This window comes from uncultured Sneathiella sp. (assembly GCF_963976355.1).
Classification (GTDB): Bacteria; Pseudomonadota; Alphaproteobacteria; order Sneathiellales; family Sneathiellaceae; genus Sneathiella.
In genome coordinates, this window is the sequence record NZ_CAXBKA010000003.1 from 195349 (window position 1) to 209388 (window position 14040).

18 protein-coding genes are annotated in these 14040 nt (G+C 54.1%); 8 read left to right on the plus strand and 10 right to left on the minus strand.

Annotation, left to right across the window (positions count from 1 at the left end):
• Position 1 precedes the first annotated feature (1 nt).
• The 6 genes from AAC599_RS07925 to AAC599_RS07950 all read right to left on the minus strand — a co-directional run bounded on the left by AAC599_RS07925 (position 2) and on the right by AAC599_RS07950 (position 4452).
• Positions 2 to 724, minus strand: coding sequence for a flagellar motor protein MotB (locus tag AAC599_RS07925; protein WP_340149866.1), 723 nt, complete (start codon positions 722 to 724; stop codon positions 2 to 4).
• Positions 721 to 1437, minus strand: coding sequence for a hypothetical protein (locus AAC599_RS07930; RefSeq protein ID WP_340149867.1), 717 nt, complete (start codon positions 1435 to 1437; stop codon positions 721 to 723). The genes AAC599_RS07925 and AAC599_RS07930 overlap by 4 nt, the downstream gene beginning before the upstream one ends.
• Before the next feature lie 140 nt (positions 1438 to 1577).
• On the minus strand, positions 1578 to 2273 hold the full coding sequence (locus AAC599_RS07935) for a hypothetical protein (RefSeq protein ID WP_340149868.1): 696 nt from the start codon (positions 2271 to 2273) through the stop codon (positions 1578 to 1580).
• Between the two features lie 13 nt (positions 2274 to 2286).
• Positions 2287 to 2775: a DUF6468 domain-containing protein gene (locus AAC599_RS07940; protein ID WP_340149869.1), complete on the minus strand. Its 489-nt coding sequence runs from the start codon at positions 2773 to 2775 to the stop codon at positions 2287 to 2289.
• 4 nt (positions 2776 to 2779) lie between these two features.
• Positions 2780 to 3916, minus strand: coding sequence for a flagellar motor switch protein FliM (gene fliM / locus AAC599_RS07945; protein ID WP_340149870.1), 1137 nt, complete (start codon positions 3914 to 3916; stop codon positions 2780 to 2782).
• A gap of 8 nt (positions 3917 to 3924) precedes the next feature.
• Positions 3925 to 4452 carry a flagellar basal body-associated FliL family protein gene (locus AAC599_RS07950; RefSeq protein WP_293959907.1) on the minus strand — a complete coding sequence of 176 codons (528 nt, stop codon included), beginning with the start codon at positions 4450 to 4452 and terminating at the stop codon, positions 3925 to 3927.
• Positions 4453 to 4763: 311 nt separating this feature from the next.
• Here AAC599_RS07950 and flgF point away from each other — a divergent pair, with 311 nt between their 5' ends.
• Genes flgF through flgH form a run of 4 tightly spaced genes read left to right on the plus strand, consistent with a single transcriptional unit; the run spans position 4764 to position 8059 of the window.
• Positions 4764 to 5486, plus strand: a complete 723-nt coding sequence (gene flgF / locus AAC599_RS07955) for a flagellar basal-body rod protein FlgF (protein ID WP_340149871.1) — start codon at positions 4764 to 4766, stop codon at positions 5484 to 5486.
• Positions 5487 to 5501: 15 nt separating this feature from the next.
• The gene (gene flgG, locus AAC599_RS07960; protein ID WP_340149872.1) at positions 5502 to 6290 is read left to right on the plus strand and encodes a flagellar basal-body rod protein FlgG; all 789 of its coding nucleotides are present in this window, start codon (positions 5502 to 5504) and stop codon (positions 6288 to 6290) included.
• A gap of 27 nt (positions 6291 to 6317) precedes the next feature.
• The gene (flgA, locus tag AAC599_RS07965) at positions 6318 to 7289 is read left to right on the plus strand and encodes a flagellar basal body P-ring formation chaperone FlgA (protein WP_340149873.1); all 972 of its coding nucleotides are present in this window, start codon (positions 6318 to 6320) and stop codon (positions 7287 to 7289) included.
• Positions 7290 to 7303: 14 nt separating this feature from the next.
• On the plus strand, positions 7304 to 8059 hold the full coding sequence (flgH, locus tag AAC599_RS07970) for a flagellar basal body L-ring protein FlgH (RefSeq protein ID WP_340149874.1): 756 nt from the start codon (positions 7304 to 7306) through the stop codon (positions 8057 to 8059).
• A gap of 76 nt (positions 8060 to 8135) precedes the next feature.
• Here the strand turns inward: flgH and dksA are convergent, their stop codons facing one another.
• Entirely contained in the window at positions 8136 to 8552 is a 417-nt protein-coding gene (dksA, locus tag AAC599_RS07975) for an RNA polymerase-binding protein DksA (protein WP_293961937.1), read from the minus strand.
• A 187-nt stretch (positions 8553 to 8739) separates the two neighbouring features.
• Entirely contained in the window at positions 8740 to 9159 is a 420-nt protein-coding gene (locus AAC599_RS07980) for a flagellar assembly protein FliX (RefSeq protein WP_340149875.1), read from the minus strand.
• Positions 9160 to 9396: 237 nt separating this feature from the next.
• On the opposite strand from AAC599_RS07980, the gene AAC599_RS07985 reads away from it, so the two are divergent.
• The 3 genes from AAC599_RS07985 to AAC599_RS07995 are packed head-to-tail and all read left to right on the plus strand — an operon-like array spanning position 9397 to position 11342.
• Positions 9397 to 10557, plus strand: coding sequence for a flagellar basal body P-ring protein FlgI (locus tag AAC599_RS07985; RefSeq protein WP_340149876.1), 1161 nt, complete (start codon positions 9397 to 9399; stop codon positions 10555 to 10557).
• The gene (locus tag AAC599_RS07990) at positions 10557 to 10868 is read left to right on the plus strand and encodes a rod-binding protein (protein WP_340149877.1); all 312 of its coding nucleotides are present in this window, start codon (positions 10557 to 10559) and stop codon (positions 10866 to 10868) included. The genes AAC599_RS07985 and AAC599_RS07990 overlap by 1 nt, the downstream gene beginning before the upstream one ends.
• A complete protein-coding gene (locus tag AAC599_RS07995) occupies positions 10869 to 11342 on the plus strand; it encodes a hypothetical protein (RefSeq protein WP_340149878.1) in 474 nt (157 codons plus the stop codon).
• A gap of 14 nt (positions 11343 to 11356) precedes the next feature.
• Here the strand turns inward: AAC599_RS07995 and AAC599_RS08000 are convergent, their stop codons facing one another.
• Both AAC599_RS08000 and AAC599_RS08005 read right to left on the minus strand, forming a co-directional pair.
• Positions 11357 to 11713 carry a flagellar protein FlaG gene (locus AAC599_RS08000; protein ID WP_340149879.1) on the minus strand — a complete coding sequence of 119 codons (357 nt, stop codon included), beginning with the start codon at positions 11711 to 11713 and terminating at the stop codon, positions 11357 to 11359.
• Positions 11714 to 11886: 173 nt separating this feature from the next.
• The gene (locus AAC599_RS08005; RefSeq protein WP_340149880.1) at positions 11887 to 12339 is read right to left on the minus strand and encodes a winged helix DNA-binding protein; all 453 of its coding nucleotides are present in this window, start codon (positions 12337 to 12339) and stop codon (positions 11887 to 11889) included.
• Between the two features lie 464 nt (positions 12340 to 12803).
• Between AAC599_RS08005 and AAC599_RS08010 the strand changes: the two genes are divergently transcribed.
• Positions 12804 to 13958 carry a DUF2336 domain-containing protein gene (locus AAC599_RS08010; protein ID WP_340149881.1) on the plus strand — a complete coding sequence of 385 codons (1155 nt, stop codon included), beginning with the start codon at positions 12804 to 12806 and terminating at the stop codon, positions 13956 to 13958.
• Positions 13959 to 14040 lie beyond the last annotated feature (82 nt).

Genomic DNA, 14040 nt, shown 5'->3' on the forward strand with positions numbered 1-14040 from the left:
CTTACTGTCCTCGACCCTCTGCTTCCTGCACGACGATGTCCACGCGCCGTGCCAGCACATATTTTCTGTCCTTATCGTCCACCAGCGCCAGTTCGCTGAAACGGGAATCCGCCATTCCATAAACCCGGATCGGATAGCTGTATCCGGCATACTCAAGCTCCTTCGCGACGGAGAGAGCCCGGGCCAGGGAAAGCGCCCAGTTATTCGGATATTTTGCTGTTGGCGAAGTGATGGGATCCGGGTCCGTATGTCCGTAAACCTCAATCCGGTTGTTGATGTGACGAAGCGTGCCCCCGATCATGTCAATGACCTCGGCGACGCTGTTGCTTTCCTTCTCGGTCCCCGGCTGGAAGAAATCCTGACCGGCCAGCGAGATCACCAGCCGTTCACTGGCCCGGAATATCTCGACATTGGCGAGCAGCGTGTTTTGCTGCATCTTGCCGTTAAGAATATGTTCCAGATAGGAAAGATCGATGGCTTTTGGCTCATTGATCATCGCCATATTCTTTTCTGCTTCCCCCGTCTTGGTGACAAGGTCGGTGATATCGCTCATCTTGTTGCCGAAGGTCTCCGTCAGGGTCTGCCATCTGTCGACCTTGATCTCGCTCATGGAGAACAACAGCACGAAAAACGCGAGCAATAATGCCAGCAGATCGGCAAGCGAGGTCATCCAGGCGTTGCTGTAGTCACGATCCTTGTTATTCCCCGGAAAAAGAAAATTCATTTCTTCGATACCTCCGGACGGAACTGATATTCAAGCGACGGCCGCAGGAAGAAACTGAAATGCACTAGACCGGCATCACCCGCTGCCATACCGATTGACAGATTTCGCGACGGTACGCCCCTCTCCATCAGGGTTGCCGCAAGATAGCTTGCGCGGAGTGCCGCAATATCGTCGGCCACATCCTCAACCGACGGCAAGGCCATTCCGGTACCGATCAGGATTTCGAGGTCCGTTGCCGCGTTGCCGTTGCGGGAAATGAGAGTGGCGGCGACTTCATTCATAAAACTGTCAAGGGTCTCGCGAAGCTCCAGGCTGCGATAGGCAAATAGCTGCCGCAAGGGCACGGAGAACTGAAGCCGCGTGCCATCCCGGCTCGTATGCGCCTCGACAAGCGGCACAGCCGTCTCGAAAACATTCTTGAGTTTGGCATAAAATTCCTGGGTCCCCTGTTCTTCACCGGAGAGTTTTCTCTGCCGGTCGGCAGGCGTGTCCCGGGACAGTCCGTTAAAGGCGACCTGCACACTGCCGAGAACTGTCCGCATGCGGTCTTCCTGGATAACGGATATGGAATGCAGGAAAATGAAGAACGCCAGCAGCAAAAGGTAAAGCGAGACGAAAATGACGGAATTGGCGGGTTTCACCGCCGCCGGATCCGTCATTGGCTCGATCATGTCGATCACTGCCGATTCTTTATTGCTCGCCTCAGTATTCAAGCTCTTCGCCCATCTTTTCATCCGCGCCATATGTCGGCGCTTCGAGATAGGCAAATTTTACCTGCCAATGGTTAATCAGCCGTAAAAGGAGCTTGTTAAAAACACAATATCGGCAAAAGATTTAACGCTTGCGGGCGGCCTTATCCCTTCTCGTCTTCCGTCCCCGGAAGCTGCCGCCGTGTGGCCAGTTCAACAGTCAGTTTATTGGCGCGGTCGCTGCTCATTGAAGCAAGGATCGGAGCCATCTTGGATTCCTTGATGTTACTTGCCACATCGATCAGGATATCCATTTCAAGATTATTGAAAATCCGCGCGGCGTCCTTGGGTTTCATCTTCTCGTATATCTTGACGAGACTTTCCATCTGCGCCTTTTCCTGATCGTCATGCAGTTTCAGAAGGTCTTTGAGAGTGCCTTCCATTTCCTTCAGTTTCGCGATCTTTTCGTCAATACGTGTTTCCGTAGCCTTGAGCAGGTTATCCCGCATTTCCAGCTCTTCCTGCTGGCGGTCAAGTTCCGCGCGGCGATCAACCAGACGTTCAAGAACCGCAACCTCGGCCTGAGAGAACTGCCGCGTTCCCGTCGCATCAACGGCGGCAATGGTGGTTTCAGACGCTTCCTTTACGTCGGAGACGGCGCCATCCTTGGTTTCTGTGACCTTGGCTTGCTCCGCGCTTTCCGGTTCGGCTTCTTCCGATGGCTCGCTCGCCTGCACTTCGGCGACCTTCACATCGAAGAAAACGCCTTGGGCATCCGTCCAGACGGCGCTCAGCTTAAGACCAAAGATCAGGATGAGCGCAACAACAGTTACGGGTAAAATACGAATATGTTTCATCATGGACTGCTCTGCCTCACGTCGACTTGGTCAACATGTCTAAAAGTTCTTTTTCCGCATCCGTGCGGAATTTTCTCGGTTCTTCCTGCGCGGCGCCGAGGACGACTTCCTCCTCTTCATCATCGAACAGGCCGGCGGGATCATCAACATAGGCCCCTGTATTCTCGCGCTTTGACGTTGCCGCGACATTCACCTGCAGCCGGTCCGCAATACGGGTGCTGGAGGCGTTGATCAGTTGCAGCTCCTCAATCAGTTCCTTTGCCTGGTTGATCTCCTCACGAAACTGCTTGCCGGTTGTCTGGGCCAGTGTTTTGAGTTCATCCACCCCGACTTTCGATCGAACGAGCGCCTTGTCGAATTCTTCCGTCAGGCGGCGCAATTCCGCATGGGCGTCGCGCATGTTCGTAAGGCGCTTGTTCAGCATTGCGCAATAGCCGATGGTTGCCAGCAGCAGGGCAATGAGAAACAGATTCAGTAAGAAATCGAGCGGTAAAGCATCCAGCATCATTCTAACCCAATGTTCGTAGTAATTTATCGACCTTCACGGCGATATTCTGGCCCGATCGGCCCATTTTGCCTGACACCATGGAAATCCCTCCACAGCGTAGTGTCGTCGGGCTCTGCGGGGAGGCGTTAAACATCACGGTATCCCCTATTCCAAGCTTCAGAACGTCATTCAGGGACATCTGCTTTTCATCCAGAACCGCCTGAATATCAACTTCCGTCGACCACAGTTCGGTCGCCAGATGGTTTTCCCAGATGCTGTCACGGCCGAATTTCTCACCCATGAACATCTGCAGGAGCAGTTCCCGGACAGGTTCCAGTGTCGCATAGGGCAGCAGCATTTCAATGCGACCGCCCCGGTCTTCCATATCGATCCGCAGCTTGATCAGGATCGCCGCGTTCGCCGGACGGGCAATCGTCGCGAACCGCGGATTTGTCTCGATACGCTCATGGCGGAAGTTGACCGGGCTCAACGGTTCGAAGGCGCCGGTCATGTCGTTTAGGATAACGGACACCATGCGTTCCACCAGATTGCGCTCGATCGTCGTGTAAGGACGCCCCTCAATGCGCATCGCAGCCGTTCCCCGGCGTCCGCCGAGCAGGACATCGACGATGGAATAAATCAGGGAGCTTTCGACCATGATCAGGCCATAGTTGTCCCATTCCTCCGCCCGGAACACGCTGAGGATCGCCGGTAGCGGAATTGAATTCAGATAATCGCCGAAGCGGATCGAGGTGATATTATCGAGACTGACTTCCACATTGTCCGATGTGAAATTACGCAGCGATGTCGTCATCATCCGGACCAGCCGGTCAAAGACAACTTCCAGCATGGGAAGCCGCTCATAATTGACCAGCGCGGAATTGATAATCGCCTTGATGCCGGAATTTTCGCTGTCCCCGTTTCCGTCCATGTCGAAACCGAGAAGGCTGTCGATTTCATCCTGGTTCAGGACCCGGGTGCTATGGCCGCTCATCGAGGCCGCGGAGGCGCCTTCCTCATCGCCATCGCCCGCCATTGCCGCAGCCATATCGTCATCACCGCCATCCTCGGCAGCCATGGCGGCGGCCATGTCCATCTCGTCGTCGCCTTCGGCCGCCATCGCAGCGGCCATGTCCATTTCATCGTCCTGATCAGACATCAAATTTCCTACTGTACCAGCAATTCTTTAAACAAAACGTCGCTCACCTTCACCGGGCTTGCGGAGTTATTGATCCGCATCAGCAACTCTTCCTTGAGCCGGTAAACCCCTTGCGAGCCGTTCAAATCTTCTTTACGGAGTTCACGTAAATATACTTGGAAGTTGTCCATGATCCGGGGGATCAGCAGTTCCAGGTCCGCAACAACGGATTCATCTTCCAGTTCCAGCGAAACGCCAAGCTTCAGGAAGCTGCTCGACGAAGTTGTCGAGTTGAGATTGACCAGCATTTCAGGCAGGTCATAAAACACGACCTTCTTGTTCATCTCCGCCGCCTCTGCCGCGATTTCCTCTTCCGTAGGCTCCGGCGCGTCAAACACCCCGGCGAAATAAGCACCGCCAGCGCCACCCCCTATTATGAGCATCGGCAGCAGGATAAAAAGAACCAGAACCTTACCGCTCAGCTTCTTCTTTTTCTTCGGTCCGCCGTCTTCACCTTCGTCGGCGTCCAGCGCCTCTTCATCTGTCTCGTCAACCATTGTTTCTTTCGTACCTTCGACGATCTCGATCTGGATAATGCCTTACAGAGTAGGCGGCTTTGGTTAACAAGAGGTTGAGATTGTTAAGAACTTTGGCATAAATGAGCGTTTTTTTCCGACCATCCTTTCCGGGCCGACAAATCGCGGTGGATTGATGGGAAAAAATTGCCGGACGCGGCGATATTTTCGCCCCGTTATCTTCCGTGTTCATCCCTCAGATATTTATAAGATATTGTTTTTATTGATATTTTTTTCTGGCATGGGGCCTGCATATAAAAGGGCAGGTTACTTTGTGCCAGAAAGGCAGAAAAATGGAAAACGCAGTATTTATTGGTTTATCGCAACAGATGGCGCTGAAACGGCGCATGGATATTACCGCGAACAACCTTGCAAACGTCAATACAACCGCCTTCAAGGCCGAGCACCCGCTATTTGAGGAGTTTCTGGTGAAACGCCTGAATGAGGACGATGTCTCATTCGTGCAGGATTACGGCAGCTATCGCGATTTGCGCGAGGGCGAGTTCACCCATACCGGTCGGCCACTTGACATTGCGATCAGTGGCGACGGCTATTTCTCGATAGAAGCAGCGGAAGGCGTTCGCTACACGCGGAACGGCAGCTTCCGTCTTGACACAGACGGAACCATCGTGACCATCAACAATCAGCCGTTGCTCGATGAGAACGGCCGGACCATCGTGATCGACATGCAGTTTCAGGACGTTACCATTGCCCCGGACGGCACGATAACGACAGGCCCCGGCCAGACACAGAAAATTGATATCGTCAATTTTGCCAACCCGCAGATCCTGAAACAGGTCGGCAACGGCCTTTATGACGCGGAAGAGTATGCGCCCATCCCGGTCAGCAACGTCCAGATCATGCAGCGCACTCTGGAAAAGTCGAACGTCCAGCCCATCCTCGAGATGACGGCGATGATCGACATCATGCGCGCTTATCACTCGGCTCAGAAACTGCTGGATTCAGAACATGACATGCAGATGAAAGCCATCGAAGAAATGCCAACGGTACAGTAGAGAAGGAATTAGACTATGCGAGCACTCGGTATTGCCGCCACAGGTATGTTGGCCCAGCAGCTTAACGTTGATGTTATCTCCAACAACATCGCAAATATGACGACCACCGGCTTCAAGCGCCAGCGTGCGGAATTTCAGGACCTGCTCTATCAGGATATGGAACGCGCCGGTGCGGCCTCATCCGATGCGGGAACAATCGTTCCGGCCGGTATCCAGATCGGTGTCGGTGTGAAGACCGCCTCCGTCTACCGGATCACGGAACAGGGTGGCCTGGAATCCACAGGCAACACATATGACATGGCCATTCAGGGCGATGGCTACTTCCGGGTCCTTCTGCCAAGCGGGGAAGAAGCCTATACCCGCGCGGGCTCCATGCAGCTCAGCCCGACCGGGGAAATCGTGACACAGGACGGCTTTACGGTCATTCCGAGCATCACCATCCCGCAGGACGCCACCAGTGTGACGATCAACCCGAGCGGGGAAGTCGAAGTTCAGATCGACGGTCAGGTCAGCCTTCAGACGGTGGGCCAGCTTGATCTCGCTATCTTCTTCAACGAAGGCGGATTGCAGCCTCTCGGTGAAAGTCTTTACAAGGAGAGTACCGCCTCCGGCGCACCGACAATCGGGGTTCCCGGATCCACGGGCTTCGGCACCCTGCGTCAAGGCTATCTTGAAATGTCCAACGTGAACGCGGTGCAGGAAATCACCCAGTTGATCAGCGCCCAGCGGGCTTATGAGATGAACTCCAAAACCATCACGGCCGCAGATGAAATGATGTCCGTCACCAACCAGCTCGGACGATAAAACCTTTCTAGAAAGAAAGAGATTGCTATGAAATATATTGCACTCGTTATAACCCTGATGGTCGCCGTTAGCGCGCCTACCATCGCCTTTGCCAACGACAGCATCACCCTGCGCCGCGACATTACCGTCGAAGGCGAGCAGATCACCCTCGGGGATATCTTCTCCGGCGCCGGTGACAAGGCAGGCAATGTAATCGCGCCATCACCTGCTCCCGGCAAATCGACTGTCTTCAAGGCGATTTCCGTTGCCCGCTATGTGCAGTCCCAAGGGCTGGATTGGCGTCCGGCTACACCGGTTCGGCGCATTACCGTGCGCCGTCTGGGCGCGAATATCTCGCAGCAGGTTGTCGTTGACCAGCTTCGCGCCGCGCTGGAATATGAGACGGACCTAGACCTGTTTGAAATGAGCCTGTCGACGCAGAACCTGAATATCAAGGTTGCCGCCGACGAGCCACAGACGGTTTCCGTCGAAAACCTCTATTACAACGAGAACAACGGCCAGTTCTTCGCGGAAATTCTCGCCCCGGCGAATGCAGAGAATGGACAGCGGATCCGGCTTTCCGGCCAGATTCATGAACAGGTTCTGGTCCCTGTTCTGCGTCAGTTCAAATCCGCCGGGCAGGAAATCCGTGAGAGCGATATCGATTACAAGCCGGAACGGGCCAGCAAGGTCAGCCACCGGGTTATCACCGATGCTTCCATGTTGATCGGCAAAAGCCCGCGCCGGGGTGTTCGTTCAGGCGTTCCGATCAATATGAGCAATCTCGGCGATCCGGTGATGATCGAAAAAGGCAAGCTGGTCGCTGTTATTCTGGAGCAGGGTGGCATGTATCTGTCGATTACCGGACGTACGTTGGAACCTGGCGGAGAGGATGATATAATCCGCGTTGAGAACGTCAACAGCCGCAAGGTTATCCAGGCTCAGGTGATCAGCGAACAGGAAGTCCGCATCATCACCCGTCAGCCCCAGCTGGCCTCCGCCAGCGTCACTGCAAACTAAAGGAGCAGCGAAAGATGACCCAGTTTAAATCCATGTATCGGCTGCTTCTGATTGTCGGTCTTGCCGTTGGCCTGTCGGGCTGTAACTTCTTTACCCGTCTTGCCAATATCGGATCGGAACCACCGCTCTCGAAAATCGAGAATCCGGTCGCCCAGCAAGGGTACCAGCCCGTCTCCATGCCGATGCCGCGCCCGGAACCCGTGCTGCAGCAGGCCAATTCCCTCTGGCGGCCCGGCTCGAAGGCCTTCTTCAAGGATCAGCGCGCCAACCAGGTTGGCGATATCGTGACGGTCATGGTGGAGATCGAGGACAAGGCGACCCTCAACAATTCGACCGATACGACGCGGGCAAGCTCGGAATCTGCCGGATTTGCCGGACTGTTCGGTCTTGAAACGCAGGTCACAAAAGTGCTGCCGGAAGGCACTTCCTCCGCGGATCTTATCGATCTTGGCAGTGACCATAGCGTTAGCGGGTCCGGCGCCGTCAACCGCAACGAAACCATTAATATGGAAATTGCGGCCATCGTCACCCAGATTCTGCCGAACGGGAATATGGTGATTGTCGGACGTCAGGAAGTCCGGGTCAATTTCGAAAGCCGGGACCTGTCGGTCACCGGTGTCGTCCGGCCCGAGGATATTACCTCCGCCAACACCATTGAATCCTCGAAGATCGCCGAAGCCCGCATCGCCTATGGCGGCCGGGGTCACCTGACCGATGTCCAGCAGGGACGCTATGGTCAGCAGCTCTTCGACATCATCTTCCCCTTCTAAGGGCAAGCAACAACCAAAGAAAAAGCCGGTCCCTCTGGGCCGGCTTTTTTATGATCTCAATCGCTGTCTTTCACGCTCAGTCGTCGCGATAGCTGCGTTCGCGCCGTTCGTGGCGTTCCTGAGCTTCCAGGCTGAGGGTGGCCACCGGACGCGCTTCAAGCCGTTTGAGTGAAATCGGCTCTCCGGTCTCGACGCAATAGCCATACTGACCTTCATCAATCCGGCGAAGCGCCGCATCAATCTTGCCGATAAGCTTGCGCTGACGGTCGCGGGTCCGCAGCTCCAATGTCCGCTCTGACTCCGTTGACGCCCGATCAGCAATATCCGGCTCTTTCACCGTTTCTTCCTGCAGGCTCAAAATTGTCTGACTGGCATCCGCCAGGATTTCATTCCGCCATTTTTTCAATTTGGCCCGGAAATATTCCTGCTGCCGCGAATTCATAAATGGCTCGTCTTCGGACGGCACATAATCTTCAGGAATTTGAACGTTCATTTAAGCAACTCCAGTTCCCACATCTCAAGTACACCGGTAATGGCACTCAAAAAATTAACGGCCATAATTATAAGATCGTGCGGTGTTTAGCAACAATCTATTCGATGATGACGTGATATTTATGAAGGCTGAATGAAATTCAACGGCTTACGCTAAAAAAACAAACCGGAAAAACAGCTTTATCCGATCAGTAACCGAATTTCGCCAGCTCGACAGCCGCGCGGACTTCAATTTCGTCGATAATCTGCTTGAGTTCCGGGTCCGCCCCGTCCGTCTTATAGCTGGACAGCGTCTCCTGAAGCTGCTTGAGCTTGTCCGCCGTCAGGTTTCCGCTGAGCATTCCGTCACGCAGCGTTTCGAGCTTGGTGAGGAGGTCCTCTCCCTTCGCAATCGCACGTTTGTTGCTCCGGGGTTCGTCCCCGTCAATCCCCTGCAACGCGACCAGAGCCTCGATCGAGCTGATGGGAGAAGAGGACGCGACACCACCCGCAGATGCCGTTTCTACCGGTTCGCTCTCGACTGAAAATTTTGCGCCGGACTTCTGCGCAGCCTTGCCACCCTTGCTGCTCGCTGTCGAACTTGCCCGACCTGGTCCGCCTACTTTCATGTTGATAACAGTTACCCCGTTTCAAATTTTCGTTGGCATTTTTTGCCACTCCCCATTCTCAAGGGACATTCTTTCCCGGTCAAGGGGGAAGATATTGCCGCTTTTTCAAAGAGAATCAGGCGAAAATCAGTATTTTCATTACAAAACAATACCTTACACTACCCCGAACTTGGCACGCTTTTCGCTTATCTAATATCGAAATTAGAAAATTTTGGATTCTAGGAACGGAATTGACAGATGGCTTTTAAGTTAGTCCAGCAAATCGCAACCTTCATGCAGGCGAAATCCCGCCCGTTGATGGCGTTGTTCGTTGCGCTCAGCTGCTTTTTCTGGTCGTTCGATGCGGCAAATGCCGCCTCGCGCGTCAAGGATATTGCGGAGTTTGAAGGTATTCGCGACAACATTCTCGTCGGCTATGGCCTGGTTGTCGGGCTGAACGGCACGGGCGACTCGCTGGCGAACTCCCCCTTTACCGAGCAGAGCCTCACCTCGATGCTGGAACGCCTCGGCGTGAACACCAGCGGGGAAACGCTGAAGACAAAGAATGTCGCCGCTGTCGTCGTCACCGCCACCCTGCCCCCGTTTCAACGCCAGGGCACCAAGATTGACATCGTTGTCAGTTCCCTCGGGGACGCCACCAACCTGATGGGCGGTACTCTTGTTGTCACCCCTCTGATGGCGGCAGACGGTGAGGTCTATGCTGTCGCGCAAGGAACGCTGACCGTTGCTGGCTTTGCCGTCGGCGGCGCGGCCGAATCCATTACGCGCGGTGTGCCGACAACCGCCCGGATCGTCAACGGTGCAATTGTCGAGCGCGAACTGGGCTTCGACCTCGCCACCCTGACCAGCCTCCGTATTTCCCTGCGCAATCCAGACCTGACGACATCCCGCCGCATCGCCGCGGCGATCAATGACTATATCGGCAAAGGCGTTGCCGAACCGACCGACCCGTCAACCGTTGTCCTTAATCTTGAAGGCAGCGACCGGGCGAACATGGTCGATCTGCTCGCAGATATCGAACAGCTTCAGGTCAATCCCGATCAGACGGCCCGCGTCGTCATCGACGAACAATCCGGCATTATCGTGATCGGGAGCGAGGTCAAGGTGGACACGGTAGCCATTGCCCAGGGAAATCTGACCGTCCGGATTACCGAGACACCCCAGGTTTCCCAGCCCGCCCCCTTCTCGGAAAACGGCGAAACCGTTGTTGTCCCGCGCACCGACGTTCAGGTCGATGATGACAGCGACAAGAAGCTGACCATCCTGAAAGAAGGGGTTCGACTCCAGGACCTGGTAGACGGGCTCAACGCCCTTGGTATCGGGCCACGGGACATGATTTCCATCCTTCAGGCAATCAAGGCCGCAGGCGCACTGCAGGCAGACATAGAGTTAATGTAATGACTGATATTCAAACAGCTGCCCCCAAATTCCTGGTCGAACAGGGCGCGACCAACAAAAAAGATGCGATCCGCGACGATGAGCAGATCCGGCAGACTGCCCGGGAGTTCGAAGCCTTCTTCCTGAGCCAGGTGCTGAATTCCATGTCATCCGGACTGGAAACCGACAGCATGTTCGGCGGCGGTGAGTCCGAGAAGATGTTCCGCGGCATGCTCAACGACGAATATTCCAAAGCCATGAGCCGGAATAACAGCGTCGGGATCGCCGACGCCGTGTACCGCGAAATGCTGGCACTGCAGGAGGTGAAGTAGATGAACGCGCAAACTCAGAGTAACGGTCCGAAGCTGATGAGCCCGGACACCCTGACAAAAATGATCGCGCGTCTCGGCGACATACTGGAAGAAGAAAACCGGTTGCTGGAAAGCCATAAACCCGACGGGTTCAAGGCAACACTGGATGAAAAGACGCGTTTGGTTGCCACCTATAACCAGCAGATGTCACTGATTAAAGCCGACCCGAAGGTCTATAAGGCATTCCCCAAAGCGGATATCGACCGTCTGAAGCAGACCAGCGAGGCGTTCTACACGGTTTTGGACAAGCATTTCAGGAAACTGTCAACCGCCCGCACCGTGACGGAAGGGCTGGTCAAGTCAGTGGCGGATGAAATTGCGAAAAAGAAAGCACCGCCCAGCGCCTACACCTCGCGGGCATCGGTTGCAGATCCCCTGTCCAACCGGAACACCCGCGCCGTCAATGGCGCGATTGCGATCAACCAGGTTATCTAGTTTGAAATGTGATGTCAGACTTCGTTGTTGACAGCCAGGCCCTGCAATTCGCGGTAAAAAGCGACACGGCGCAGAACATAGTCACCGGGAAACTGCTTCAACACCTCGTCGGTTTCCCGATCGACCAGCCGATAGACATAGCGGCCGCTGTCCTCATCCTGATCGATGGAAAATCGCCCAGAAGGAAAACGCTCATCTTCGAAAAAGGCACCGATGGCCGCCTCTGCCCGCTTGATTGGATCTCCAGCGACGGGACCTGCATCGGCAGCAGTATCATTCGCAACCTTGTCCATATCATCACGCTCCTCACGCGCGCCGGATTTCGGCGTGGACATCATGGGGTTAAATTTTGAAAACGGGGTCACGTTCATAACGCAACTCCTCTCCTTCGTCACAAAGATCGAACCAAAAACAACGTGCGGAATTCCGCGATTGAAAAGGTTATAAAAAAATCATTAACAAAGCGTTAACGCGCGCGGCAGGGAACATCACCGGCCCGTTCAAGTGATGACTAAGAGGGGTTTTAAGGTGAGAAAGCCGGGTCTTACTGTGTTCCGTACTGGATATAATCCGTCCAGATTCGCTCGATCTGACGGAGATGCTTGCGGGTTTCCGCAACGTCCGGCGCCGGGTTTGAGCGGGCCAGCAGGTCTGCCTGCTTTTCCTCCAATGCCGTCAGCTTTTCAACCATATCCAGCCCCTTCTCGGAAAGACGAATCATGGTTGCGCGGCGATCCCGTTCGGATTTTTCCTGCAACAGATATCCCATCTCGACAAGTTTCTTGAGGTTATAGGACGCATTGGACCCCTGGTAATATCCCCGGGACATCAATTCGCGGACATTGATCTCTTCCTCGCCGATATTCGCAAGCAGCAAAGCCTGCACAGCGTTGATATCCGTGATCTCCATCAGCGTAAGTTCTGTTCTCAAAACATCCAGAAAGCGACGGTGAAGTCGCTCGATCAGTCTGGTCAGTTCATGATAATCTTCAGTCACAGCTATTCCCCAACGTTACCGGTTACCCACGCTACTTGAAAAAATAATATCCATGGCAATTCGGTCCATTTTGACCGGACAGTATTAACGAATTGTAAAATGTTGAAAATTCTTCACGAAGATAATGCGATATCGTCTTAAATCCTCTGAAAACTGTCTGCTTTTTTCGATAAAGCCCGATTTTACGGCTTTCATCTCAGTCTTATCCTAGTAAAATGCGGCGTTATTTTAACAACTGCAGAGTAAAGCGCGTAATTTCGCGGCAGTAATCTGGCGGTCCGGCAAGTTAATTAAAGCGTATCGCCGGACAATTAACCGGAATTTAATGTCAAGGTTTCATGGTAGGGCGTTAGGATTAACTTGCGCCGGTAAGAGTTATTGTCTGGACCGGTCCCCTCAGGCCTGCCTGAAGGGATAACGATCCGCGCAAAGACCGGCCGGGATATGGCAGGAACGGATAGGGTATGACAGAAGGTCAGGATGAAGAGCTTGCGCGGTTGATTGCGCTGTCGAAAGACAGCAGCAAGCGCGGCCGCCGTCAGCTTTTTACCAATATCAGCGAACTGTTCCTGCACGACAAGGAGCGGCTGAGCGAACAGGAGCAGGCCCTCATTATCGGCATCATGACAAAGCTGCTGACCGAGATCGAGACAACAATCCGTCAGAACCTCGCCGAAGAACTTGCCGACCTGGAAGATGTCCCGCATGGCCTGATCACCTTGCTTGCCAATGATGAAATTGACGTGGCGCGGCCGATCCTGTTCAAGAGTCACCTGCTTGCCGAGCCCGATCTCGTTGAAATCATTCAGAACCGCAGCAAGGAGCATCTGCTGGCGATTGCCGACCGCGACGACCTCAATGCCGCGGTCAGCGAGCTTCTGATCAGCCATGGCGACGAAGACGTGATCTCGCATCTGATTGAAAATGGCGATGCCAAGATTTCCCGCCAGAGCATGGAGTATCTGGTAGAGGAGTCTCGCCGTATTGATCGCTTTCAGGAACCTCTCATCGCCCGTCACGATATCCCTGCCGATCTTGCGCATAAGATGTTCTGGTGGGTTTCGGCCGCCCTGCGGCGGCATATCCTCGAACATTTCGAGATCGACGAGCTGGAGCTGAACGAGAAAATGGTGGCAGCGGCCAAGACGGAATACCGCTTCGACGTCGCCGACAACAGTTCGAACGCAGACAAACTGGTGGCGGAACTTTCCAAACGCAAGGAGCTGAACGAAAAATTCCTGGTTCAGGCGCTGCGCGGCCGACAAATCCGCCTTTTCCTGATCGGCCTTGCCGAGCTTTCCGGGCTCGGCTACCGGAAAATCAGCCGCTTTATCTATGATCCCAATGCAGAAGCGCTGATTGTCGTGCTCAAGGCGCTGGAATTCAGCCGTAGCGGGTTTTCAACTGTTTACCTACTGACCCGTAACATTTCCGTCAGCGCAAAAGCGCAAAATACGACAAAACCGGAAGAAGTAGAGATTATTATGAAATTTTATGATAAACTTTCTACAAAGAATGCGCAGTTGACCTTGCGCTTCTGGCAGTTGGAACGTGATTATCTGGAAGTCATTGATAAGCTCGACGAGGATCTTGACGACGATGACCGGATATATCTCTGATTTCCGCGGTGGCTTAAAATAGTACCAGGGGACATGTTTGTTGCATGTTATGAGTAAATGACGGAACGGGGGCAAGGAAGCG